Source organism: Rhodococcus sp. B50, assembly GCF_013602415.1.
In the GTDB taxonomy this organism is placed as follows: domain Bacteria; phylum Actinomycetota; class Actinomycetes; order Mycobacteriales; family Mycobacteriaceae; genus Rhodococcus.
In genome coordinates this window covers 5,024,961-5,048,751 of sequence record NZ_WPAG02000002.1, presented here as the reverse complement: position 1 = coordinate 5,048,751, position 23,791 = coordinate 5,024,961, and the positions used below count along the sequence as shown (strand labels likewise).

General features: G+C 67.2%; 25 protein-coding genes. 11 read left to right on the top strand and 14 right to left on the bottom strand.

The genetic code is table 11. The features are described 5' to 3' along the window. Nucleotides 1–77: 77 nt before the first annotated feature. A complete protein-coding gene (locus GON09_RS23480; RefSeq protein WP_213934000.1) occupies nucleotides 78–1,184 on the bottom strand; it encodes an NAD-dependent epimerase/dehydratase family protein in 1,107 nt (368 codons plus the stop codon). A gap of 34 nt (nucleotides 1,185–1,218) precedes the next feature. Next, the gene (locus GON09_RS23475; protein ID WP_213933999.1) at nucleotides 1,219–1,764 is read right to left on the bottom strand and encodes a Dps family protein; all 546 of its coding nucleotides are present in this window, start codon (nucleotides 1,762–1,764) and stop codon (nucleotides 1,219–1,221) included. 219 nt (nucleotides 1,765–1,983) lie between these two features. Here GON09_RS23475 and GON09_RS23470 point away from each other — a divergent pair, with 219 nt between their 5' ends. Beyond that, nucleotides 1,984–2,139 (top strand): DUF6131 family protein, encoded by a 156-nt coding sequence (locus tag GON09_RS23470; RefSeq protein ID WP_006552398.1) that lies wholly within the window; start codon nucleotides 1,984–1,986, stop codon nucleotides 2,137–2,139. A 209-nt stretch (nucleotides 2,140–2,348) separates the two neighbouring features. Here GON09_RS23470 and GON09_RS23465 read toward each other — a convergent pair whose 3' ends face one another. The 4 genes from GON09_RS23465 to GON09_RS23450 all read right to left on the bottom strand — a co-directional run bounded on the left by GON09_RS23465 (nucleotide 2,349) and on the right by GON09_RS23450 (nucleotide 5,477). Further along, nucleotides 2,349–2,615 (bottom strand): CDGSH iron-sulfur domain-containing protein, encoded by a 267-nt coding sequence (locus tag GON09_RS23465; protein ID WP_213933998.1) that lies wholly within the window; start codon nucleotides 2,613–2,615, stop codon nucleotides 2,349–2,351. A gap of 4 nt (nucleotides 2,616–2,619) precedes the next feature. Then, nucleotides 2,620–3,246 carry a HemK2/MTQ2 family protein methyltransferase gene (locus GON09_RS23460; protein ID WP_213934614.1) on the bottom strand — a complete coding sequence of 209 codons (627 nt, stop codon included), beginning with the start codon at nucleotides 3,244–3,246 and terminating at the stop codon, nucleotides 2,620–2,622. A gap of 198 nt (nucleotides 3,247–3,444) precedes the next feature. Further along, nucleotides 3,445–5,037, bottom strand: a complete 1,593-nt coding sequence (locus GON09_RS23455; RefSeq protein ID WP_213933997.1) for a phytoene desaturase family protein — start codon at nucleotides 5,035–5,037, stop codon at nucleotides 3,445–3,447. Then, nucleotides 5,034–5,477, bottom strand: a complete 444-nt coding sequence (locus GON09_RS23450; RefSeq protein ID WP_213933996.1) for an SRPBCC family protein — start codon at nucleotides 5,475–5,477, stop codon at nucleotides 5,034–5,036. Before GON09_RS23450 ends, GON09_RS23455 begins: the two co-directional genes overlap by 4 nt. 115 nt (nucleotides 5,478–5,592) lie before the next feature. On the opposite strand from GON09_RS23450, the gene GON09_RS23445 reads away from it, so the two are divergent. Then, nucleotides 5,593–6,549, top strand: a complete 957-nt coding sequence (locus GON09_RS23445) for a 1-phosphofructokinase family hexose kinase (RefSeq protein WP_213933995.1) — start codon at nucleotides 5,593–5,595, stop codon at nucleotides 6,547–6,549. Then, complete coding sequence (gene surE, locus GON09_RS23440; RefSeq protein WP_213933993.1) at nucleotides 6,546–7,337, top strand: 5'/3'-nucleotidase SurE; 792 nt, start codon at nucleotides 6,546–6,548, stop codon at nucleotides 7,335–7,337. The genes GON09_RS23445 and surE overlap by 4 nt, the downstream gene beginning before the upstream one ends. A 55-nt stretch (nucleotides 7,338–7,392) precedes the next feature. On the opposite strand, the gene GON09_RS23435 is transcribed toward surE, so the two are convergent. Beyond that, nucleotides 7,393–8,448, bottom strand: a complete 1,056-nt coding sequence (locus GON09_RS23435) for an alpha/beta hydrolase (protein ID WP_213933992.1) — start codon at nucleotides 8,446–8,448, stop codon at nucleotides 7,393–7,395. 188 nt (nucleotides 8,449–8,636) lie between these two features. Between GON09_RS23435 and GON09_RS23430 the strand changes: the two genes are divergently transcribed. The 4 genes from GON09_RS23430 to GON09_RS23415 all read left to right on the top strand — a co-directional run bounded on the left by GON09_RS23430 (nucleotide 8,637) and on the right by GON09_RS23415 (nucleotide 12,627). Continuing rightward, entirely contained in the window at nucleotides 8,637–10,163 is a 1,527-nt protein-coding gene (locus GON09_RS23430) for an FAD-dependent oxidoreductase (protein WP_213933991.1), read from the top strand. A gap of 93 nt (nucleotides 10,164–10,256) precedes the next feature. Continuing rightward, complete coding sequence (locus GON09_RS23425) at nucleotides 10,257–10,823, top strand: type 1 glutamine amidotransferase domain-containing protein (protein ID WP_213933990.1); 567 nt, start codon at nucleotides 10,257–10,259, stop codon at nucleotides 10,821–10,823. 76 nt (nucleotides 10,824–10,899) lie between these two features. Then, the gene (locus tag GON09_RS23420; protein ID WP_213933989.1) at nucleotides 10,900–11,046 is read left to right on the top strand and encodes a hypothetical protein; all 147 of its coding nucleotides are present in this window, start codon (nucleotides 10,900–10,902) and stop codon (nucleotides 11,044–11,046) included. Between the two features lie 138 nt (nucleotides 11,047–11,184). Then, nucleotides 11,185–12,627: an alpha,alpha-trehalose-phosphate synthase (UDP-forming) gene (locus tag GON09_RS23415; RefSeq protein ID WP_213933988.1), complete on the top strand. Its 1,443-nt coding sequence runs from the start codon at nucleotides 11,185–11,187 to the stop codon at nucleotides 12,625–12,627. A gap of 75 nt (nucleotides 12,628–12,702) precedes the next feature. On the opposite strand, the gene GON09_RS23410 is transcribed toward GON09_RS23415, so the two are convergent. Further along, the gene (locus GON09_RS23410; RefSeq protein ID WP_060650863.1) at nucleotides 12,703–12,903 is read right to left on the bottom strand and encodes a hypothetical protein; all 201 of its coding nucleotides are present in this window, start codon (nucleotides 12,901–12,903) and stop codon (nucleotides 12,703–12,705) included. A 278-nt stretch (nucleotides 12,904–13,181) separates the two neighbouring features. Between GON09_RS23410 and GON09_RS23405 the strand changes: the two genes are divergently transcribed. Both GON09_RS23405 and GON09_RS23400 read left to right on the top strand, forming a co-directional pair. Next, entirely contained in the window at nucleotides 13,182–13,538 is a 357-nt protein-coding gene (locus GON09_RS23405; RefSeq protein ID WP_213933987.1) for a hypothetical protein, read from the top strand. Between the two features lie 124 nt (nucleotides 13,539–13,662). Then, nucleotides 13,663–14,916: a glycosyltransferase gene (locus GON09_RS23400; protein ID WP_213934613.1), complete on the top strand. Its 1,254-nt coding sequence runs from the start codon at nucleotides 13,663–13,665 to the stop codon at nucleotides 14,914–14,916. Nucleotides 14,917–14,940: 24 nt separating this feature from the next. On the opposite strand, the gene GON09_RS23395 is transcribed toward GON09_RS23400, so the two are convergent. Next, nucleotides 14,941–15,447, bottom strand: a complete 507-nt coding sequence (locus GON09_RS23395) for a hypothetical protein (protein WP_213933986.1) — start codon at nucleotides 15,445–15,447, stop codon at nucleotides 14,941–14,943. 188 nt (nucleotides 15,448–15,635) lie between these two features. Further along, on the bottom strand, nucleotides 15,636–16,079 hold the full coding sequence (locus tag GON09_RS28795; RefSeq protein WP_213933984.1) for an STAS domain-containing protein: 444 nt from the start codon (nucleotides 16,077–16,079) through the stop codon (nucleotides 15,636–15,638). Between the two features lie 307 nt (nucleotides 16,080–16,386). Between GON09_RS28795 and GON09_RS23385 the strand changes: the two genes are divergently transcribed. Next, the gene (locus GON09_RS23385; protein WP_213933983.1) at nucleotides 16,387–16,806 is read left to right on the top strand and encodes an ATP-binding protein; all 420 of its coding nucleotides are present in this window, start codon (nucleotides 16,387–16,389) and stop codon (nucleotides 16,804–16,806) included. Next, entirely contained in the window at nucleotides 16,803–17,585 is a 783-nt protein-coding gene (locus GON09_RS23380; RefSeq protein WP_213933982.1) for a SigB/SigF/SigG family RNA polymerase sigma factor, read from the top strand. Before GON09_RS23385 ends, GON09_RS23380 begins: the two co-directional genes overlap by 4 nt. A gap of 55 nt (nucleotides 17,586–17,640) precedes the next feature. On the opposite strand, the gene GON09_RS23375 is transcribed toward GON09_RS23380, so the two are convergent. The 4 genes from GON09_RS23375 to aceA form a co-directional block, all read right to left on the bottom strand. Next, the gene (locus GON09_RS23375) at nucleotides 17,641–18,699 is read right to left on the bottom strand and encodes an NAD(P)-dependent alcohol dehydrogenase (protein WP_244865622.1); all 1,059 of its coding nucleotides are present in this window, start codon (nucleotides 18,697–18,699) and stop codon (nucleotides 17,641–17,643) included. Between the two features lie 77 nt (nucleotides 18,700–18,776). Further along, nucleotides 18,777–21,068, bottom strand: coding sequence for a 5-methyltetrahydropteroyltriglutamate--homocysteine S-methyltransferase (gene metE / locus GON09_RS23370; protein WP_213933981.1), 2,292 nt, complete (start codon nucleotides 21,066–21,068; stop codon nucleotides 18,777–18,779). A gap of 105 nt (nucleotides 21,069–21,173) precedes the next feature. Then, entirely contained in the window at nucleotides 21,174–22,070 is an 897-nt protein-coding gene (locus tag GON09_RS23365; protein ID WP_213933980.1) for a 3-hydroxybutyryl-CoA dehydrogenase, read from the bottom strand. A gap of 137 nt (nucleotides 22,071–22,207) precedes the next feature. Further along, entirely contained in the window at nucleotides 22,208–23,497 is a 1,290-nt protein-coding gene (aceA, locus tag GON09_RS23360) for an isocitrate lyase (RefSeq protein WP_016931981.1), read from the bottom strand. Nucleotides 23,498–23,791 lie beyond the last annotated feature (294 nt).

Here is a 23,791-nt window from a genome sequence, read left to right as displayed (position 1 = left end):
CGTGGATACCGCATCCGGCCGTCCGCGAAACCACAGGGCGACCGAACTGGACGCGGATGATTCTGCGCCGGAAAGTGTTACGACGGAATCCGACGGTCGATGGGTCCACGCTCGACGAGTGCGGCAAGGCGTTGCCGTGCGCTGCGCGGAGAAAGGACAGGACTGTCCGTGCCCGTCGCGCTGCGCATTCCGCGTACCGTCTCGGCCCAGACATCCGGACCATCGTGTTTCGGCGACCACCCGAGGTCTTCCCGAGCCCTGCCGCAGTCGAGCAGCGGGCAGGAGTACGCGAGGTCGATCCAGCCACCCTGCACCGGTTGCAGCCGGAGGCGCCAGGTCGCTTCGGCGAGCACCGACAGCCCCCATCGCGGCACCGGGGCCGTGGGGCAATCGAACGGAGCGGCGAAATCCCGCGCTCCCACCGGAGTCGGCGCCGCCAGATTGAACGGACCGGGCGCCCGACGCTCGAGCGCGGCGACCAGCGCGTCCGCGACATCGTCGGAGTGCACGGCAGGAATGGTGAGACCGTGGTCGATCGGGATCACCGGCAGGTGGTTCGTGATGCCGGCGGGCACGAACTCGGGCAGCACGTAACGTTCGAGGCCCGAGCCGGAGACCAGTTGTCCGATGAACCCCGGCCGGAAGCGCGTGAGAACGGGAACGCTCGTACCCGTCTCGTAGTCGTCGAGGAACTTCTCCGCCGCGACCTTGTCGACGCTGTACACGCAGGTGGGCACACCGTCGCGGGCCCACGACTCGTCGACTTCCCGGCCGTATGCGCCCCCGGAGTAGACGGCGGCCGAGGACATGTGGATCACGTGCCCGACACCGGTGTCGGCAGCGGCGGTCAGCACGGCGCGGGTACCGTCCACGGCGACCCGGCGGAGGTAGTCGCGGCGGTGTGAGGGCTGGAATCCCCACGCCAGGTGGACGACGGCATCGGCTCCCGCGAAGATCGGCGCCAGCACCTGTGCGGCATCGGGATCCGCGAGGTCGACGGCACACCACGTCGCCGCCGAATACGGATCGCGCGCCGGAGGAATCCGGCGCGCGATCGCGACGATATCGAGTTGTGCGGGATGAGCGGCCAGCCGGCGCAGAAGCGCCGTGCCGACGTTTCCGCTCGCTCCGGTGACGACGATGCGTCGTGGCAGTCCGGTCCGGGACGTCGAGGCCATCTGCATCGTCAGCGCCGTCCGTGTCGTCCGAGTGTCTCGGTCAGCGGGCCGATTCCGCTGCGTCCTTCTCCGTCTTCGCGTCCGCGTTCGAGAGAGCGCCGGACGCGTTCTCCAGGTGTGCACGGACGAACCACTGGAACTTCTCGAGCTGACCGGTCTGGCCGATCAGGACGTCCTCGGTGATCGGATCCAGCTTGCCGACCTCGTCGATGGCCTTACGGTTGTCGGTGATCAGCCCGTCGTAGACGAGATCGAGGGCGGCGAGGTGCGCCTGCGCAGTGTCACGGCCGACCGAGTAGTCGTCCCACGTGCGGTTCTTCTCGATGGCGCCGGGTGTGCCCTTGGGGGACGCACCGAGCGCGGCGATCCGCTCGGCGACTTCGTCCGCGTAGCCGCGTACGAGCTCGACCTGCGGGTCGATCATCTCGTGGACGCCGATGAAGTTAGGGCCGACGACGTTCCAGTGGATGTGCTTCAGCGTGAGGTGCAGGTCGTTGTAGGCACTCAGGCGCTCCTGGAGAATCTGCGCGGTGCGCGAGCCGTCGGCATCGCTCAGGCCGGGGACCGTGTAGCTCGACTTCGACATATCTTCCTCCAGAATGCTCTCGGGTGTGTCGGCAGGCGAATACCCGAGACACGGCAAGATCCAAACATTCGGGCTCGCTCGACGACCTTCGGCCGGCGCCGGAAGGACTTTCGTCCGAATTTCTCCTGTCACAAACGTTTGGAAACGGACCAACCCGGTTATTCGATCGCCGGGCTCCGAGACTTCCAGGTCTCGGACATGACATCTGAGGTGGCGACAATGATCATTCTGGGTCTGATTCTGTTGGTGGTGGGGTTCTTCACGGGCATCTCGATCCTCACCACACTCGGAGTGATACTCCTGGTGATCGGCGTGATCCTTGCGATCCTGGGCGCGACGGGCCGTGCGATCGGCGGACGCGCACACTGGTACTGACCCCTTCGATCGTCCGTGCCGGAAGGAGACGTCCGGCACGAGGCCGGAGTTCGGATCCCGGGTGCTTCCGAGCACCCGGGATCCGTCGTATCCGGACCGTCCACCGCCGGACGTGCACCCGTAGGACGCCTCGACCGGCCGACCGCACTCCCCAGGACGACATCCGGGCGGCCCCCGTGCAGGGACCGGCCCGGACTCGCGGTTCCGTCTCAGTGATGTTCGGTATCGGTGCGCGCAGCCGCCGTCTTCGGCGTCCGGAGAGCGCGATGACTGGTGTCGCAGAGGGGGTACAAGGCGCTCCGGTGACAACGGCACACAGCCACCACGAATCGGTCCGACACGGTCTCGGCGCCGTCCTCGGCGACGATCCGAACCGGGCCCTCGACGAGGGCCGGGCCACCCCGCACCTGCCGCACCACGTGTGCTTCCCGTTCACCGTCCGCGGTGAACTGCGTGATCTTCGGTGCCCTGCTCACGTTCTCAACTCCTCGTGTGGGGACGGTCGGCGCGCACGACCACCATTTCCTCGGTGAGAGCCCCTGGTTCCGCCAGCTGTGACGAGTACAGATATCCGGCGCGGCTGCGGAGTACCGGCCCGAAGGGGATCCGGCTACGGGCGACGACGGACGCCTTGAGATCCGCATCGCGCAGACGGGACACCGTCGCATCCACACCGGAGAACTCGGAGTGCACGATCAGCGCGAATCCGCCCGGAGCGAGCAACGAGGGCAGGCTGTCGCACAGCGGATCGAGAACGCAGCGTCCGTCGGCGCCGGCATCCCAGCGCGGATCACGGCTTTCGCCCTCACATGGAACATACGGCGGGTTCGACAGCACGACATCGAACGGACCGTGGCGCAACGCCTCGTCCAGGCCCCCCTGCCGGGCACGGATCGGCAGTCGACGCGCCCACGCGTTGAGGCGTGCACTGAGCACCGCGCGTGGGTTGATGTCGAAGGCCGTCACCGAGGAAGCACCGAGGATGGCAGCATTCACCGCCAGAAACCCTGTCCCGGTACAGAAGTCGAGTACCTTCGCACCTTTCGTGCCGCCTGCGTCCGCAAGCGCACCTGCGAGCAGATACGAATCCTCCTGGGGGCGGTACACACCCGGAAGGCGCCATACCCGCGGCGAATCCGATCCGTCCAGCGCCAGGGAAGCTGTCACGTCACACCACCTCGGTATCTCGAGCCCGACGGCATCTCCACCACACCGGGCCGAAGACCCGGATCCGTCCGTTCGCGGGCGGATACCCGCACGACTTCCGTGTGAAACACGCCACCGATCCGCGAGCGGCGCCCTGTGTCACGAGAACAGCACCCGACGGGCAACATTTCGCACGCGACGGGTCACCGGAGCTGTGCGTTTCCCGTCCGCGAGCGCGGCGTGTGCGGCGTTCCAGCCACCCATACCGTGGACTCCACCGCCCGGATGCGCACCCGCGCCGGCGAGATACACACCGTCGACCGGAGTTCGCGGTCCGCCGAATCCAGGAGTGGGCCGGAGGAACAACTGTTGGTGGACCTGCGCGGTTCCCCCGTTGACGGCGCCGCCGACGAGATTCGCGTCGGCCGCTTCGAGGTCACCGGGTCGCTGTACGTGTCGCCCGACCACACGTGCACCGAATCCCGGTGCGTAGGACTCGAGTTGCGCGTCGACGCGTTCGGCGAGGAGATCGGCTGCCGCGTCGTCGGTGACGCCACGCGGCAGATGTGTGTAGGCCCAGCAGCTTTCGGTTCCCTCCGGCGACCGCGTGGCGTCGGTCGTGGTCATCTGCCCGAACAACAGGAAGGGCGATTCGGGGACGACGCCGGTGGACAGATCGGCCGACCACCTGATCATCGCGTTCGTGTCGGCACCGACGTGCACGGTGCCGGCACCACTCAGCGACGGCGAACGCCACGGCACGCGGCCGTCGAGAGCGTAGTTCACCTTCACCACCGGGGTGTCCCATTCGAACTTCCGGAGGTCGTCGAGCACGCGCGAACCGACGGCGTCGGCCGGCAGGAGCTGCGTGTACAGAGCGGGAGCCGAGACGTCGGCGAGGACGGCGCGTCGCACCCTCACCCGGTCACCACCCGCGGTGCGCACGGCGGACACCTTCCCGGCCTGCACCTCCACGCCGACCACGGGCGAGTTGCATCGCAGTTCGGCACCCACCGAGCTGCCACGCCGGACCAGCGCGTCGGTGAGGGCCCCCGCGCCACCGACCGGGGCGGGGAAGCCGACGTCCTGCGCGAGCATAGTGAGCATGTACCCCATGACGCCGCTGCCGGGCGCTTCGGGCGGCGTGTCGGCGTGCATCGCATTGCCCAGGAGCAGCAGCCTCGCCGACGAACCACCGAACAGTTCGGCGGACATCCGGGTGACGGGCAACGCGAGCATGCGTGCGTAGCGCAGCAGGTCCCCCGTCTTCATGGTCCGTAGCAGGTCCACGGAGCCCCGAACCGGTGGAAAGGGTCCGAGGAGCAGTTCGAGCAGTGCGCCGCGCACCTGTTTCCACTGTTCGAACAGCGCCAGCCACGCCGCACCGTCACCGACGCAGCGGCGCTCGAGATCGGCTGCCGTGTCCGCCGGATCCGGCGAGACGACGATCGCGTCCTCGTCGTCCGGCCCGAGCGGATGACCGAATGCCTTGGGCGATCGCGCCCACCGGAGGCCGTGCGACTCCAGATCGAGGGCCTGGAAGGCAGGTGAGGCCACACCGAGGGGATAGAACGCGCTGAACAGATCGGCACGGAATCCGGGATGGAGTTCGGCGCTGCGTACCGCCCCGCCGGGCTCGGGTTGCTCTTCGAGCACGAGGACGTCCCACCCGGCGTCGGCGAGTACCGCGGCGGCCGTCAGGCCGTTCTGCCCGGCCCCGATGACGACCGCATCGACCGTCGTGTCGCTCATTCGGTGGCGCCTTCGGCGAGCAGCACCAGCCGCCGCAGACATTCCTGGTTCCGTGGCAACACCAGTTCCTCCTGAACACGATCGGGGACGTGTGCGTACGGTCCCGCGACGATGTGCTCGGCCATCGCCACGCGCGTACCGCCTTCGTGTGTAGGTTCGACGGTGATCGCTATCTCGGCTTTACCGAACAGCCAGGCGCGTGCGCGCAGCACGAGTTCTCGCTCGGGCACCATCGCGCAGACCTCGGTGTGGTCGTCGAGCAGGAACGGCCAGAGGCCCACCGAGTGGTGGATCCGTGTACCCGTTTCGGGCCACGCCTGGTCCACCGCCCGAATGCGGGACGCCCCCACGACCCATCCCGCGTACCGCCAGCCGTCCGCGAGGATCTCCCACACTCGCGCCGGCGCCACCGAAGTCTCGATCGTCGCGATCCTGGCCATGCCCGCTCCTCATCCCCTGGACGACAGCTCGCTTGCGGCTGACGCATACCCCGCCACCGCAGATGTCACACGAGATCGGGTGTCATAGCTGTTCGGAGGGGGTATACGGACCGGCATGGAAACCGAGAACCCGTCCGCGAACCCGTACGCCTTCGTCTTCGCCCCTTCCCCCCTGCTCACGGTGACGCTCGAGAAAGCACCGGACGGAAGCACCGAGCTGCACGTCCACCCGGGGGGTCAGGGCTTCTGGATCGGGCGCATGGCCGCGACTCTGGGAATGGACGTGCATCTGTGCGGGCCCTTCGGTGGTGAATCGGGTTCGATCCTCGTGGACATGATCAATCGGGAAGGCCTGACGGTGCATCCGGTGGAGACCGCGTCGGCCAACGGTTCCTACATCCACGACCGTCGCGAAGGCGAACGCAGGGAGATCGTGGAGATCGCCCCGCCGGCACTCACCCGGCATGAGACCGACGACCTGTTCAGCGCGTCACTCGCGTCCGCGATGTGTGCGAAGGTCGCGATGCTGGGTGGGCCGCACTGCGACGAAGCCGTGCCCACGGAGGTGTACGCACGGCTGTGCTCCGATCTGGGGGCGCTGGGCATACCGGTCGTGGCCGACCTGTCCGGCCCTACCCTCGGCGCTGCCCTCGAAGGCGGGGTGACCGTGCTGAAGGTGAGCCACGAGGATCTCATCGAGGACGGTCGTGCCGAGTCCGACGCGCTCGACGATCTCATCGAGGCCATGCACCAACTCCACGACGAGGGTGCCGCCTCGGTGGTCATCTCCCGGGCCGGCGACCCGGCGATCGCACTGGACGACGGGAACCTCTGGGAGGTGGAGGCCCCCTCGGTGCAGACGGTGGATCATCACGGCGCCGGCGATTCGATGACCGCAGGCATCGCGTCGGCCTATGCCGCGGGTGCGACGTTCGAGGACGCGCTGCGTCTCGGCGCTGCCGCGGGTGCGGTCAACGTCACCCGTCGTGGCCTGGCGACGGGGCATCGTTCCGCAGTCGAGAAGATGGCCGAGAAAGTACAGGTCAGGAAGTTGAAGGGGAAGCGTTCATGAGAGCACTGATCGTCAACGACGACGGCATCGACAGCCCCGGTCTCGCGTTGCTCGCCCGCATCGCCGTCGACGCGGGATTCGATGTGCAGGTGGCGGCGCCCCACGTCGAGCGCAGCGGTGCCAGTGCATCGTTGACCGCTCTCCAGGACGAAGGAAAACTCCTGTTGAGCCGCCGCCCACTCGACGGCCTGCCCGACGTGGAATCCTATGCGGTGGAAGCCTCTCCGGCGCTGATCACCTTCCTCGCCTCGTACGGCGCGTTCGGGACCGCACCCGACATCGTGTTGTCCGGGATCAACTTGGGCCCCAACACCGGTCACGCCATCCTGCACTCGGGCACCGTGGGCGCGGCCCTCACCGCGGCGAGCCACGGAGCCCGGGCGGTCGCGTTGTCCCTCAACGGAACTGCTCCGTCCCAATGGGAGACGGCCGAACTGGTGGCACGCCGGGCTCTCGAATGGGCGATCGAGCACGGCCGTCCGGGCGCGGTACTGAACGTCAACATCCCCGACATCCCGGTCTACGAACTCCGCGGACTGCGCAGTGCTCCGCTCGCCGAATTCGGTGCCGTCCAGGCAGAGATCGGGGAGGTCGAGAACGACGGCGACATCTCACGTGCCGTGCCCGTCACCTTCCGGGCGGTCGAACTCGACGAATCCCACGACAGCGACGCCGTTCTCGTGTGCCAGGGGTGGGCGACCGCCACCGTGCTGACGATGCCCTTCGAGGCGGCGGAGGCCGACCTCGGTGCCCTGGAGTTCGCCCACTCGGACAGTTCACAGCCGTAGGTCCGGATCGCTCGGTCACGGATGCCGTGACCGAGCGATCGGACCACGAAAGATATCAGGCCACCGCGGAATTCGACACGAAACCGGAGATCGGCGTCACCACGGACTTCTCCGCGCGACCGGCCGATTCCGTCACCGACCGCACGAAACTACCGGCCTCGGCGATCGCGCGCCGACTCTCGGGAAGACTGTCGGCGAAGATCGGGAACGCGTGCACCTGGTGCCGCCACAGATGCAGGTCGCAGTTCACGCCGGCCTCCCGCACGGCCCGGGCCATGGATTCGGCGTCGCTGCGCAGCAATTCGTCGTGACCGGCGTGGATCATCACCGGCGGAAGCACACTGAGGTCGTTGTCCAGTGGGCACATCAGCGGTCCGGGTTCTCCGTCGACGGTCAGCCGGGTGTGGGTGCCCTCGATGTACCGTACGAGCGACTGCACGGCCGATCCCGGGAACATGGGGCAGGCCGCCCGCATGTCGTGTTCGGCGCGCCGATCCGAATCGAGATCGATGAGCGGGGAGAGTGCGACGATCCCCGCCGGGCGGGGCAGATCGGATTCCGCGATCGCCAGGGCCGTCATGAACGCCAGATAGCCACCGGCGGAGTCCCCTGCGATGACGATGTCCTCTCCCCGGTAGCCCTTCTCGCACAACCACTCGTAACCGCGTACCGCATCGTCCACCGCGTGCGCGATGGGAGCGTTCGGCAGCATCCGGTAGTCGACGCTGAGAACCGCACCGTCCGCGCGATCCGACAGGCTCACTGCGAGCGAGCGGTGGGTGTTCAGGCCGCACATGAGAAAAGCGCCACCGTGCAGATACAGCACCGCGCGCTTGGTCGACCGTCCCTCCGCCCGAATCCACTCCGCACTACACGTACCCAGGTCGACGTTCACGTACTGCGCTCCGGAGGGCTTGGGAAGCAACGACGCAGCGCCGTCGACGACCGACAGAGGCCATGCGAGCTCCGGCCGGGCCATCCACGCCCCGACGACCGGCTTCGCGAGTGCGCGCACCGCACCCCGCACGACCCGCGAGCGCACGCTACCTCCGCGATGGGTGCGGCTGACGCCTCCACACTCACCGGCATCGTCGATCTCCGAAGACAGCACTGGAACCTCCTGTGGATCACCCCACGAAACTCGTTGATTTCTTTCGCCTTACGCAGCGTGGTACTGCGGTTTACCCACAGTTGTCCGGGATCGAAACACCCGACCCGGACGGCGAACCCGGAACGACGGACGATCCGCACTCCGACCGGGCCCGTTTACCGGCCCGGGTGGAGAGGTAACCAGCACGTATGCCAACCGAGACCACGGTGTCCCTGTGGCGGGATCGCGCCCCGCGGACCGCGACATACGACGACTGGACGGCCCGCCGGGAGCGCTACGACGTCGTGGTCGTCGGCGCCGGGATCACGGGTACCGTGACAGCCCTGCTCCTCGCGGAGCGCGGACTGCGCGTCGCGGTCGCCGAGGCCCGGGACATCGGGGCCGTGACCACCGGAAACACCACCGGCAAGGTGAGCGTCCTGCAAGGCACGCGCCTGTCGCAGATCGGCCGCAGACATTCGGATGCGATCCGTCAGGGATATGTGGACGGCACTCTCGCGGCGCAACGGTGGGTCGTCGACTTCTGCACGCAGCACGGACTCGACTTCGACCGCGCGGACGCCTACACCTACGCGCAGGACCCGTCGAACGTGAGCATGATCGACGCGGAGTACCACCACTGTCGCGCCGCGGGCCTGCCGGCAGAACGGGTCGGCGAGATCCCGCTCCCCTTCGATGTGGCCGCCGCGGTCATGATCCCCGAGCAGGTCCAGGTCGACCCCATGCCCATCCTGTTCACGGCGGTCGACCGGGCACGCACCGCCGGTGCCGAGGTGTTCGTCGGGCGTCGCGTGAAGACCGTGGACACCGACGACGCGGGATGCATCGTCCGGACCGACGACGGCGACGTCCGCGCCGATCGCGTCGTACTCGCGACCGGCATCCCCATCCTCGACCGCGGCGCGTTCTTCGCCCGCGTCGAACCCGACCGCTCGTACTCCATCGCGGTCGAGGTACCCGGCGGCCCCCCGGAGGGAATGTTCCTGTCCGCCGACAGTCCCACCAGGTCGCTCCGCACCGCTTCGGCGGCGGGCACGTCCGCGTCGGCGGATCGCCTGCTGCTCGTCGGCGGGAACGGGCACGTGGTGGGCCGGCACGATTCGGCCCGCGCCGCCTACGACGACCTGCTGCGGTGGAGCCAGCGGACGTTCCCCGGAGCCCGCGAGCTGTACCGCTGGTCGGCGCAGGACTACACGAACATGGACAGCCTCCCCGAGGTCGGGCCGATCCTGCCCGGCGCCGACCGGATCTGGGTGGCGACCGGCTTCGGCAAGTGGGGAATGACCGGCGGCGTCGCGGCGGCCCACATCATCGCGTCGCGGTTCTCGGAGTCGCCCGATCCCGAGGTCGAGGGGTGGGCCCACGCGATGGCGTCCTGGCGCACCGAACTGGTGACCGGAGCTCCCACGGCCGCACGTCTCAACGCCACCGTCGCGCTGCACATGGCGAAGGGCTGGTGGCAGGCCGTGACGTCCTCGGGATCGGAACCCGGGGAAGGACAGGGCCGGGTGGTGCGCAGCTGCGGGCGGCCCGTCGGGATCTCGACGGTCGACGGCCGGACCCACCGCGTGAGCGCGGTCTGCCCGCACCTCGGCGGAATCCTGCGGTGGAACGACGCAGAGTCGTCATGGGACTGCCCGCTGCACGGCTCCCGGTTCGCCGCCGACGGCGGCCGGCTGGAGGGTCCGGCGACCAGCGACCTCTCCCCCAGGTGACGCCGAGGGTGAAACCACGGGTGAAAGCCTCCGCGTTTCACTCCCCGGCGAGCCGGGTAGATCTGACAGCAGCCGAGAAAGGACCACACGACCATGAATTCCGCCGATGGGGCACGACTGTCCGGACTGACCGTCGCAATTCTCGCGACGAACGGGGTCGAGGAGGTCGAGCTCGTCGAGCCGCGCCGGGCTCTCGAGAACGAGGGCGCCACCGTCCGGCTCGTCTCGATCGAGCAGGGCGAGATCCAGGCCATGGAGAAGGACGTCCACGCTGCAGGGAAGTACACCGTCGATCGCCTCGTGTCCGAGGTGTCCCCCGAGGACTTCGACGGTCTGGTCCTTCCCGGCGGGACCACCAATCCCGACCACCTGCGCCAGGACGAGAAGGCCGTCTCCTTCGTGCGGGAATTCGTGACGTCCGGGCGTCCCGTCGGCGTGATCTGCCACGGACCGTGGACGCTCGTCGAGGCCGATGTGGTGCGCGACCGCACCCTCACGTCGTATCCGAGCGTTCGGACCGACATCCGCAACGCCGGCGGAAACGTCGTCGATCAGGAGGTGGTCGTCGATCGCAACCTCGTGTCGAGCCGCAATCCTGGCGACCTGCCTGCCTTCTGCGGGGCCCTCATCGATCTCTTCGCCTCGCACCGCGCGGGCTGAACCCTCTTCCGATTTGCCGGGCTGCGACCACCGAGGTCGCAGTCGTCCCCACCTGCCTTCCGAAAGGACCTCGACGATGCTCGAGCAGAGCCCTGTTTCCGGCGTCACCACCTCTTCCTCCGCAGCCCTCCCCCAGGGTGTGCGGTTCAGCACCGCCGAGATCAAGAGGCGCATCGACGAGATGTTCGACAACTCGGCGGCACCCGTGGCGAGTGAGAGCTGACATCTCGAAAACCTGCTGTTCGAAGGATCACAGCGGCTCTCGCGGTTTGCGCTACCCAACCCACCTTGATAGCAAGAAGTAATCGATTTCGAACATGTGGGTTGGTTCGCCGTGAGGCAATTGCACGAAGGCGGGATTATGAACGAGCCGAACTCCGACGATTTCGTCGTTGTAGCCAATCGCTTGCCGGTGGATCTGGAGACGCCGGCCGACGGCAGCCCACCGGTGTGGCGACGCAGCCCCGGAGGTCTGGTGACCGCGATGGAAACGGTTCTTCGTTCCAGCGGCGGCGCCTGGGTCGGATGGCCCGGCACCCCCGATGTGGCGCTCGATCCCTTCGAAGAGGACGGGCTCTCGCTGTATCCGGTCCAGTTGTCCGCGCAGGAGGTGGAGGAGTACTACGAGGGCTTCTCGAACGACACCCTGTGGCCGCTCTACCACGACGCTCTCATCCCACCGACTTTCGATCGCCACTGGTGGCGCACGTATCGCGACGTCAACAAGCGGTTCGCGGAAGCCGCGGCCCGAGCTGCGGCCCCCGGGGCGACGGTATGGGTGCACGACTACCAGCTCCAGCTCGTCCCCAGGATGCTGCGCGATCTCCGGCCCGACCTCACCATCGGATTCTTCCTCCACATCCCCTTCCCGCCGACCGAGCTCTTCCTGCAGTTGCCGTGGCGTACGGCGATCGTCGACGGGTTGCTCGGTGCCGATCTCGTCGGCTTCCACCTTCCCGGCGGGGCACAGAACTTCATCTATCTCGCGAACCGGCTCTTCGGTCTCCCGGCACCGCGCGGAACCTCGTCCGGCGGGACCATCGATCTCGGCGACCGGAAGGTTCGTGTCGGCGCTTACCCGATCTCCATCGATTCCGCTCAACTCCGGGATCGCTCGCGTGAGAAGGCCATCCGCGACCGTGCTGCCGAGATCCGCAGGGATCTGGGCGATCCGGAGGTCATGCTGCTCGGCGTCGACCGACTCGACTACACCAAGGGGATCGACGTCCGCCTCACGGCTCTGCACGAACTCTTCGCCGAAGGCACCCTCGACCCCGAGAAGGTCGTGATGGTGCAATTGGCCACGCCGAGTCGTGAACGGTTGACGGCGTACGCGCAACTCCGTGACCAGGTGGAGCGCGAAGTGGGCCGGATCAACGGCGAGTTCGCACGTCTCGGATCGCCGGTGGTCCATTATCTCCACTCCTCGGTCGACCGCGACGAGTTGCTCGCGATGTACACCGGCGCCGACGTCATGCTGGTCACTCCCCTGCGTGACGGCATGAATCTCGTCGCGAAAGAGTTCATCGCGTGTCACGGCGACGGTAGCGGTTCGCTGGTGCTCAGCGAATTTGCCGGGGCAGCAGCGGAACTACGCCGCGCTCTCCTCGTCAACCCGCACGACCTCGAAGGGGTCAAGCGCGCGATCGTGGAGGCGATCGAGGAGGATCCCGCCGAACGTACACGGCGCATGAAGACCATGCACGCGCACGTCATGGAGCACGACGTCGCCCGATGGTCGCGCACTTTTCTCGAGGATCTGAAGGCCGCCTCGGGTGCCCGCGTCGGCGTCTCCGGCAGTTGATATGTGGTTTCCTCTCCGGTACGCACCGGAGAGGAAACCACACAGACCCGCCGGGCCCGAGACAGAGTTGCAGGCCTACTGACTCGGCTGCGGCACCTCGCACTCGACCTCGGGGTTGACGCCCGCATAGTTGAGTGGCCCGGCCACGACCGTGACCGCCACCGTCGCGAGACTGCTGCAGTTCTGGTCCGAGTCGCTGAAGTAGCCGCGCTGACCGGCCGCCACCGCACCGATGATCAACCAGACCAGGACCACGAGACTCAACAATCGCACGATCTCACCTCGATCCGTCTCACACGCCGGACCGTCCGGCCCGGTAGCGATACCCGAGACGGAAATCGAACAAACGCACCCGGAAGCACGATCCGGCCATACCGGACGCAACGATCGGATTCCGGAGCGTTCCGCGTGAATCCCGGACCGGAGATACCGCATGATCGCTCCATACACCGATTGAGCGGCCCGGTCCGGGGTACCCGAAGGTCGAGTCGCGCCGGGCGCTGCGCCGGCCGGTTGCGCGCACGCGCGCCCTTCGACATGAGGAGAGCCGAATCATGACCCAGGACGTGGAGAAACGCTGGAACGACCCCCGCACGGCACGTAAAGCGACGGGTTACGCCGTCGGCGTGATCGTGGTGGCACTCGCGCTGATGGGTGCTGCCATCCTCTGGGGTACGAATTCCGGACAGGACTGCACCGACGCGGCCTTCGCGGTCTGCACGGATCCCGCCCGCCAGATCCTGGTCTTCGGACCCGCACTCGTCCTGCTGCTCGGCGGACTCGGCGCGCTGCTGACGGCCTACCGCACCTGGAAGCGCGGAGGACGCTGGCCGATCTGGCAGGGCGCGGGATGGGCACTGCTCGTCCTGATGGTCGTCTACGCCACCATCTCCGTCCGCGCCGTCATCTGACCACCGTTCCGAACGCCGGAGACCACGACCCCGACGAAAACGAATTCGCTGGACAACAGCATATTTCGGTTCGTACCGACCCACCGTGACGGGTTTATCCCTCTTCCCCCACGGGAATACCGCTGTGGTGAAGATCGCGATGGTTGCCGGACAAGTGAATCCCCTGCTCGGTCACGGTGCGCACGCGAGCGCACCTCCTGGAGGACTGCATGTCCACCTGACCGAGTTGTCCTCCGCCCTCACCCGGGCCGGACACGAGGTCGTGGTGTACACACGCCGCGAGGACCGCACCGGCCCCGACCGGATCTCCGCCCCCGGCGGATACCAGGTGGTGCAGGTACCGGCAGGGCCGCCGTCCCCGCTGCATCCCGATGAAACGGCTTCTGCCATGGGTGAATTCGGCACCTTCCTGGATCGGGAATGGCGCGTCCGACCACCGGACATCACACACGCTCACTACTGGCTGTCGGGTCTGGCCACCCAGCTCGCCACCCGGTCACTGGGCATTCCCACGGTCCAGACGTTCCACTCGCTGGGCACGGTCGAGCAACGGATCCGCGAGAAGACCTCGACGGATACACCCTCACGCGACCGAATCCGCTTGGAGCGACTCATCGCCCGAGGTGCGACACGCATGATCGCGACGAGCTCGGACGAAGTCTTCGAACTGGCACGCATGGGACTTCCCCGCACGCGCACCACGGTGGTCCCGAGCGGAGTGGACGCCGCACACTACGGCACTGCCGTGGCTCCCGACACCACCCGGACCCGCCGGCATCGTCTCGTCACAGCCGGCCCTCTCGAACCGGGTTCCGGATTCGACACCGCCATCGAGGCTCTGGCAGGCCTTCCCGATACCGAACTGGTCATCGCCGCTCATCCGGCTCCCGCCTACGTGTCGCGCCGATCCGACGAGCAGGAGAAGTCCCGTCTCACGAAACTCGCGCGTGCGCGCGGAGTGCACGGACGCGTTCACATCCGGCGCGACGTCGGTCGGGACGAGATGCCCGCACTGCTCCGCTCCGCCGATGCCGTGGTATCCACCCCCTGGCACGACCCGTCCGGGATGCTCGCCCTGCAGGCGATGGCATGTGGTCGCCCGGTGATCGCGTCGGCCTCGGGAGGAATGCTCGACACGGTTCTCGACGACGCCACGGGCATCCTCGTGCCCACCCACTCCCCCGAGGCCGTCGCTGCAGCCGCGCGCCGACTCCTCGCCGATGCGACGACCCGCGCCACCTTCGGGATCGCAGGACGCGATCGCGTACTGGCCCGATACACCTGGGATCGCGTGGCCGAGGACACCCTTCGCGCCTACGAGCGGTGCGTGCCGGTCCGGCGCACTGCACACCGGACCGCACGGACCGGTGTGCAGTAGCGTCCGATAGGGACGCCGGAACGATCAGCGACGGTAGTCCTGATCGTTCCGGTGGGCACCTGCCCGGCCGGCGTCGTCGATGCGACCCTCACCCGTGGGCGCAGCATTCGGGACCTGGTCCGACGAACCGACCGTGCGCGGAGTCGATTCCGCGCGGTGGTCGGCGGCCTCGGCACGGTTCGCCGAACGGGGATCCAGCTCTTCTGCCCGGCGACGACGTTCGTCGAGTTCGGCCCGTGCGGCGTCGGCTGTTTGTCGCTCTTCCTCGGATCGGGCACGCAGCCGCTCCGCCTCGGCCGCCTTCGCTTCGGCTTCCGCCGCGGCGCGACGGGCTTCCGCTTCGGTACGTTCGGCCGACGCGGCTCGTTGCTCGACTCCCGGCTTGTTCTCCTCGACACTGCGACGCAGCCGCTCGGCTTCGGCGCGCCGACGCTCGGCACGTCGGTTGCGGAGCGTCCACACCACCACCGCCAGCAGCACCAACGCGACGACCACCGCTATCACCAGCAGAATCCAGTCGTTCGTGCTCATCTCGACCTCCTCAGGTTCACCAGCGGGTTCCCCGGGGCCGAAGCGACGAAACGGGCAGGTCGAGCCGGACGGCACGGGACGGGCCGGCCCAGAACAGAACCGTTGCCGCCCGGGTGTCCCGAACGGCAACGGTATGGAGAGGCGTGGCGGATTGCAGGCCACGCCGTGTGGTCGACTCTCCCGACCTCTTACGTCACAGGAGCGACCGCAGCGATCGCTGCTTCGCGTGTCGTGCAGGCCTTGGCCGCGAGGTTCGCATCGGCAATCCGGAGAAGCCGTTCCACGGGTCGCCCGCTCAGGAGAACCCAGCGGACGTTCAGAGCACGAGCACGTTCGTCGAGATCCTCGAAGACCGACAACCCGGCCGCACCGAAGAACTCCACAGCCGCGAGGTCCACCACCATGCGGATCGACTCTTCGAGCTGTCGGTGCGTGAATGCGTGCAGAGCGTGTGCGTTACGGATGTCGATCTCGCCTCGCACGCCGACCCAGACCAGATCCGGCTCGATCCTCTGGGCACTGAATTCCGCCCCGACGACCCGCTCTGCGGGGATATCGGACCTGATCGGCCTAGCCGACCATGCGGATGGGACGGAATCTACCTGTGCGGCAATTCGCTGAGGAACTGTCATAGCACTTCCCAACATCGAAAATTTCAGGAAGCGCGACCGACGAGACAGGCACAACCGGCGATCGATCGGAACCCTCCCGCTACGGGTGGCGCTTCCGCGTTCTCGGCTGTGTGCTCAACCTTCTTCCCCCGACAGTAGTCCACCAACCGTCGGCACTCAACAGGTCGATCGGGCATATCGGGCGAGTCGCGCACCCCGCGCAGGTCACGGCGGATGGATTGGATTCGCGGCATCTGGGTAATCTCTCCGACGACCAGACAGACACGACCGCCCGTACCCCAACTCCCGTACTGGAGACATCAGGCTCATGGCAAAATCCGCGTCGATCGAATCGGCACGCGACCACAATCCCCCGGTAGTCGAACTGCGAGTAGAAGCCCATCCCGATCAGCTCGCAGTGCTCCGCGCTGTAGCCGCCGCGATCGCGCTGCAGCACGACTTCGACCTCGACACCGTGGCCGATGTGAAGCTCGCCGTCGACGAAGCGGCCACGCGGCTGATCATGGGCGCTCCCGAGGACGCGATCCTGGCGTGCTCCTTCCGGGCGGCCCTCCCGCTGCTGCACATCAGTCTGTCGGCACCGACGAAGGACCCCTCCGCGATCGGACAGCCGCGATCCTTCGGATGGCACGTGCTCAACTCGTTGACCGAGTCCATCTCGGTGATCAGCAACGACTCGCGCGCCACGATCGACATGTCCATCGCCGAAGGCAGCGCCGATCGGTGACGCGCAACAACGGTAGATCGAGCGACGAATACGCCGACGTCACCGAAACCCTCAGAACACTCCTCGCGCTCGACGAGGACGATCCGGGCCGTATCCGCATTCGCGACGAAGTGGTCGCACGGTGCCTTCCGCTCGCCGAGCACATCGCCCGTCGTTTCGACGGCCGCGGTGAGGCGTTCGAGGACCTCTTGCAGGTCGCGCGTCTGGGCCTGGTCAACGCGGTCGACAGATTCGACCCCGAACGAGGTTCGGATTTCGTCTCTTTCGCGGTCCCCACGATCATGGGCGAGGTGCGTCGGCACTTCCGTGACGCCGGTTGGGCCGTTCGTGTGCCCAGGCGGATGAAGGAACTGCATCTGTCTCTGAGCAAGGCCACATCCGAGCTCTCCCAGCAGCTCGGCCGTGCGCCCACCGCATCCGAACTCGCCGAGGAACTCGGCATCGACCAGGAGGAGGTGCTGCAGGGTCTCGTGGCCGGCAACGCCTATCAGACGGTGTCGGTCGATCGTTCGTCCCCGTCCGGCGACGACGGACTCACCCTCGCCGACACCCTGGGCGACTACGACGCCGCGCTCGACGAGGTCGAGAACCACGAGGCGCTGCGACCACTGCTCGAGGCCCTTCCGGCCCGGGAGCGCACGGTCGTCCTGCTGCGCTTCTTCGGCAATATGACGCAGACGCAGATCGCCGAGCGGGTGGGTGTCTCGCAGATGCATGTGTCACGTCTGCTGACGAAGACCCTCGCCCAGCTGCGTGAGCAACTCGGCGACAATTTCTGACGGGGTCGGCGTCCCGGGCTGTGCCCGGGACGCCGACTCTCGTTCGGAACGTCGTTCAGAACGTCGAGGCGTCGATCACGAAGCGATAGCGCACGTCGCTGGCGACGACGCGGTCGTACGCCTCGTTGATCCGGTCCGCCGAGATCAGTTCGATCTCCGCACCGATGCCGTGTTCGGCGCAGAAGTCGAGCATCGCCTGCGTATCGGGAATGCCGCCGACATTCGATCCGGCCATCGCACGGTCGTTCATCGCCAGGGAGAAGGCCCGCACCGACAGTGGCTTCTCCGGCAGCCCGAGGCCGACGAAGGTGCCGTGCAGCCGCAACAACGACAGGTAACGGTCGAGGTCGAGGTTGACCGAGACGGTGTTGAGGATCAGGTCGAACTTGCCGCGGAGCTCGGAGAACGTCTCCGGGTCCTCGGTGGAGCGGTAGTCGACGGCACCGAACCGTAGGCCGTCGTCCCTCTTCGAGAGCGAGTGACCGAGCACGGTCACCTCCGCACCCATCGCCGCCGCAATCTTCACACCGACGTGCCCGAGGCCGCCCATCCCGATGATCGCGACCTTGCTCCCCGGACCCGCGTTCCACCGCTTCAACGGCGAGTACAGGGTGATCCCCGCGCACAGCAGCGGTGCTGCGGCGGCCGGGTCGAGCCCGTCCGGGATCTTCAGGACGAAGTGTTCGGTGACGACGATGTGCGTCGAGTAGCCGCCCTGGGTGACGGTGCCGTCGCGGTCGACGGAGTTGTACGTTCCCGTGGCGCGATTGGTGCAGTGCTGTTCGAAACCCGTTCGGCAGGGATCACATTCGCCGCACGAGTTCACGAAACAGCCCACGCCCACCCGGTCCCCGACGGCGTGGCGAGTGACCTCGGAACCGACCGCAGCGACGGTGCCGACGATCTCGTGCCCGGGCACGATCGGGTACTTGGTTCCGCCCCATTCGTTCCGCGCGGTGTGGATGTCCGAATGACAGATGCCGGCGAACTCGATGGCGATGAGCACGTCGAGCGGGCCGAGGGCACGTCGTTCGACGGTGGTCTTCGACAGGTGCGAATCGGGCGCGGTGGCAGCGTAGGCGGCGACGGTGGTCGTGGTGGATGAGGGCGTCATCTCTCCACAATTACTCCCCCTCACGAAGACACGCACCCGCGGGAGCCCCGCGGGTGCGTGTCTTCCGGTGAGTACTTCTATCCGGCCTGCTGTTCGGCCCGCCGGCGCAGTCGACGAGCTGCCGCGACGAGATTGCGCAGCGACGGCTCGAGCTGCCAGTAGTGACGGGTCTTGAGACCGCCGTCCGGGTTGGCCCACAACCGGTCGAGTTCCACCGATTCGGCCGCTTCGGTGAGCAGCTCGTCCAGTTCGTCGATGTCCGGGATCCGCGCGGACCGCGACTCGTAGACGCCGGGGCCGACACCGTGGGACAGTGCGCGGTCCTTGATCGCCTCGAGCACCCAGCGGATCGAGCGCGTCGCCACGATCGCCGTGACGTCGGCGTCGAGTCGCTCTATCGCGTCGACCACCGACGCCTGACCCGAGTAGGTCAGGTGCGTGTGGATCTGCGTCTCCGGCTTCGCACCCCCGGTCGCGAGACGGAAGGCGTCGACCGCCCAGTCGAGGTACTCGGCGCGTCCGTCCTGCCGCAGCGGCAGCAGTTCACGGATGGCCGGTTCGTCGACCTGGATGATCGCGATGCCCGCCCGCTCGAGATCGGCGATCTCGTCGCGGATGGCCAGCGCGAGCTGATCGGCCGTCTCGTGGAGCGGTTGATCCTGACGCACGTACGAGCGCGCCAGCATCGTCACCGGGCCGGTGAGCATGCCCTTGACCGGCTTGTCGGTCAGCGACTGCGCGAACGCGATCCACTCGACCGTCATCGGCTTCGGACGCACGATGTCGCCGTACAGGATCGGCGGACGCGTGCACCGCGAACCGTAGGCCTGCACCCAGCCGAAGTGCGTGGTGGCGAAGCCCTCCATCAGTTCGGCGAAGTACTGCACCATGTCGTTGCGTTCGTGCTCGCCGTGGACGAAGACGTCGAGACCGATGTCCTCCTGCAGACGGATGGTGGACTCGATCTCCTCCTGGATCCGCTTGACGTACTCGTCGTACGACATGCGGCCACGACCGAGTTCTGCTCGCGCCCTGCGGATCTCCGCGGTCTGCGGGAACGACCCGAGGGTCGTCGCCGGCACCGGCGGCAGATCGAGGCGCTTGCGCTGCGCGACCTGACGCTCCTCGTACGGCGCGCGCACCCGATGGGCGGGCGTGACCGCGTTGAGACGCGCACGCACGGTGTGCTTCTGCTTGAAGTGCACCGACACGGGCGGCTTGCGCCAACGCTCCTCGGCTCCGGTCGTGAGCGCCTTGGCGAGGGAGACCACCTCCCCCACCTTCTGCTTCGCGAACGCGAGACGATCGGCGACGTCGCCGGGGATGTCGTACTCGACGAGCAGGTCGTAGGGCACGTGCAGCAGCGAGCACGAGGTCGACACGACGAGATCCGGTGCGACCGCGGCAATCGACTTCAGGTATTCGAGTGTGCGGTGACGGTCGGCCTTCCACACGTTGCGGCCGTCGACGACACCGGCGTAGATGCGCTTGCGCTTCAGGCCGGGCACGGCGGCCAACTCGTCCGCCCCGATGCGTCCGTTGACCAGGTCCAGGCCGATGGCCTCGACCTTCGACGCGGCCAGGATCGGCAGCGCCTCACCGAGATGCCCGTACGGACCGGTGACGAGCAGGCGCGGCCGCAGCGGAGCGTGCGAGAGCACGTCGTAGGCACGCGCGAGAGCTGCGAGCTCCTCTTCGCTGCGGTCCTCGGTGAAGGACGGCTCGTCGAGCTGCACGCAGGTCGCGCCGGCCCGGGCGAGCTGCTCGAAGAGCTTCTCGTACTCGGGGAGCAGCGCGTCGAGCAGGTCGAGGGCGCGGAAGCCGTCCGTCGTCGAAGTCGGTGTGACCTTCGACAGCAGCAGCAGCGAGACCGGACCGAGCACCACGGGCCGCAGTTCGACACCCTCGGCCTTCGCGCGCTCGAACTCGTCGAGCAGGGCCGCCGAATTCAACTCGAAGACGGTCTTGTCGTCGAGTTCGGGCTGGCGGTAGTGGTAATTGCTTCCGAACCAGCGCACCAGCTCGAGCGGCGGGAAGTCCTCACGTCCACGGCACAGCGTGAAGTACAGATCGAGCGGGTCGAGTTCGTCGACCAGCGGGCGGAACCGCTCGGGGAGCGCCCCGAACAACAGGGCGTTGTCCAGGACGTGGTCGTAGTAGGAGAACGTGTTGCCGGGTACCTGGGTCAGACCCGTGGCGGCGAGCTCGCGCCAGGTGTTCTCCTGGAGCTCGCGCGCGACCGCGACGAGCTCGTCGCGAGTGCTTTCCCCGTGCCAGTAGGCCTCGAGGGCGAACTTGAGCTCCCGGCGGGGTCCGATACGCGGGTACCCGAGGATGCTCGATCCGTATCCGTCGGCAGGAGTTGCCATGTCGGCGTCGACCTTTCCCTCATGCACACCGCGCCCGTGCACCGATGACCAGTGTGCGGAACACTGTCGCCGGGCACGGGCGCCGTGTGCGGTGGTGCTACCTGGCTAGCCGGCCTTCTTGACCGTGCGGCCGTTGTCGGCGTACTCGTAGAAGCCGGCGCCCGACTTCTTACCGACGAGTCCCGCCTCGACCATGCGCTGCAACAGCGGCGGTGCCGAGTACAGGGGCTCCTTGAACTCCTCGTACATGGAGTCGGCGATCGACTTGACGGTGTCCAGACCGACGAGGTCGGTCAGGGCGAGCGGACCCATCGGGTGGGCACAGCCCAGGACCATCGTCTTGTCGATGTCCTCCTTGGTGGCGAAACCGGACTCGACCATCCGGATCGCCGAGAGCAGGTACGGCACCAGCAAGGCGTTGGCGATGAATCCTGCGCGATCGGAGGACCGCACGACCTGCTTGCCCAGCACGTCGGCCGCGAAGGCCTCGGCGCGCTTGGAGACGGTGGATCCGGTCTTCAGGGTGGTGACGAGCTCGACGAGCGGGAGCACCGGCACCGGGTTGAAGAAGTGCATACCGATGACACGCTCGGGAGCACGGGTCGCGATACCGAGCTTCATGATCGGGATCGACGAGGTGTTCGAGGCGAGCACCGCGTTGGGATCGGTGACGATCTTGTCGAGCTCGGCGAAGATCTCGCTCTTGACCTTCTCGTCCTCGACGACGGCCTCCACGACGAGCTGCCGATCGGCGAAGTCACCGAGATCGGAGGTGAAGCGCAGACGCCATGCGGCCTGCTCACGCTCTCGTTCGGTGATCTTCCCGCTGCTCACACCCCGGTCGAGCGACCGGAGGATGCGGGCGCGTCCGGCAGCCGCAAGTTCGCGGGTCTGCTCGAACACCAGTACGTCGACATGAGCGCGTGCGCACACCTCGGCGATACCTGCGCCCATGATGCCGGCGCCGATCACGCCGACGCGCTGAATCTTTTCGCTGGTCACGTCAGCTCCTTCTCGTTGTGGGGGTCGTGGCCGAGGCCGTAGATCGACATGCGCCGGATACGCACGCACCCCGCGGCGGGACATGGGGACCTGTGGATCCCGCCGCGGGGTGGTGGACCTCGGGGTGGCGCTTGTTCCTAGTGGAACTGGCCTTCCTCGGTGGAGCCCTTCAGGGCAGCCGTGGAGGTGTTGGGATCGACGGTGGTGGCGATGCTGTCGAAGTAGCCGGCACCGACCTCACGCTGGTGCTTGATGGCGGTGAAGCCGCGCTCCTTGGCCGCCTTGAACTCGCGCTCCTGCAGGTCGACGAAGGCCGTCATGCCCTCACGGGCGTAGCCGTGGGCCAGGTCGAACATGCCGTAGTTGAGCGAGTGGAAGCCGGCGAGGGTGATGAACTGGAACTTGAAGCCCATCGCGCCGAGCTCCTTCTGGAACTTCGCGATGGTCGCGTCGTCCAGGTGAGCCTTCCAGTTGAAGGACGGCGAGCAGTTGTAGGCGAGCAGCTGGTCCGGGAACTCGCTGCGAACGGCCTCGGCGAACTTCTTCGCGACCTCGAGGTCCGGCACGCCGGTCTCCATCCAGATGAGATCGGAGTACGGAGCGTATGCCTTCGCACGGGCGATGCAGGGCTCGATGCCGTTCTTGACGCCGAAGAAGCCCTCGGCGGTGCGGGTGCCGTCGAGGAACTCGCGGTCGCGCTCGTCCACATCGGAGGTGATGAGGGTCGCGGCCTCGGCGTCGGTACGGGCGATGACGACCGTGGGGACGTCGGCGACGTCGGCCGCGAGGCGAGCCGAGGTCAGGGTGCGGATGTGCTGCTGGGTGGGGATGAGCACCTTGCCACCGAGGTGGCCGCACTTCTTCTCCGACGCGAGCTGGTCCTCCCAGTGCGAACCGGCGACGCCGGCCGCGATCATGGCCTTCTGCAGCTCGTAGACGTTGAGGGCGCCACCGAAGCCGGCCTCACCGTCGGCGACGATCGGGGCGAGCCAGTTCTCGACGGAGGTGTCGCCCTCGACCTTGGCGATCTCGTCGGCGCGCAGCAGTGCGTTGTTGATGCGGCGAACGACCTGCGGAACCGAGTTCGCCGGGTACAGCGACTGGTCCGGGTAGGTGTGGCCGGACAGGTTGGCGTCGCCGGCGACCTGCCACCCGGAAAGGTAGATGGCCTTCAGGCCTGCGCGGACCTGCTGGACCGCCTGGTTACCGGTGAGGGCACCGAGCGAGTTGATGTAGTCCTCGTTGTTGACGAGATCCCACAGGATCTCGGAACCGCGGCGGGCGAGGGTGGCTTCCTCGACGACGGTGCCCTGCAGCTTGGCGACCTGCTCGGCGGTGTAGTTGCGGGTGACCCCCTTCCAGCGCGGATTGGTGTCCCAATCCTTCTGGATCTCTTCTGCAGTCCTCGGGGTGCCGGTGGTCGACATCAAATCTCCACTCTCTAGATCTGCCCCGCTCGGGATGAAGCAGTACGCTTGTACGACTTCACATCCTTTGCGTGCCGTTCGGATGTACAAGAACGACAATGACACAGCGCAAAAACCCCGTCTACCTGTTGCTAATGCCAATCTCGGCTATTTTCGTGGCAGGCATTGCAAATATTGCTAATCGATGGTCGGTCCAACTACCCGAATCGGGCACAGGTTTATTACCGGCGAGTAGGAACTACCTCGGGTTTTACCGCTCCGACCCTCGCGTGGATGCCGGGACGCATCGCCCCG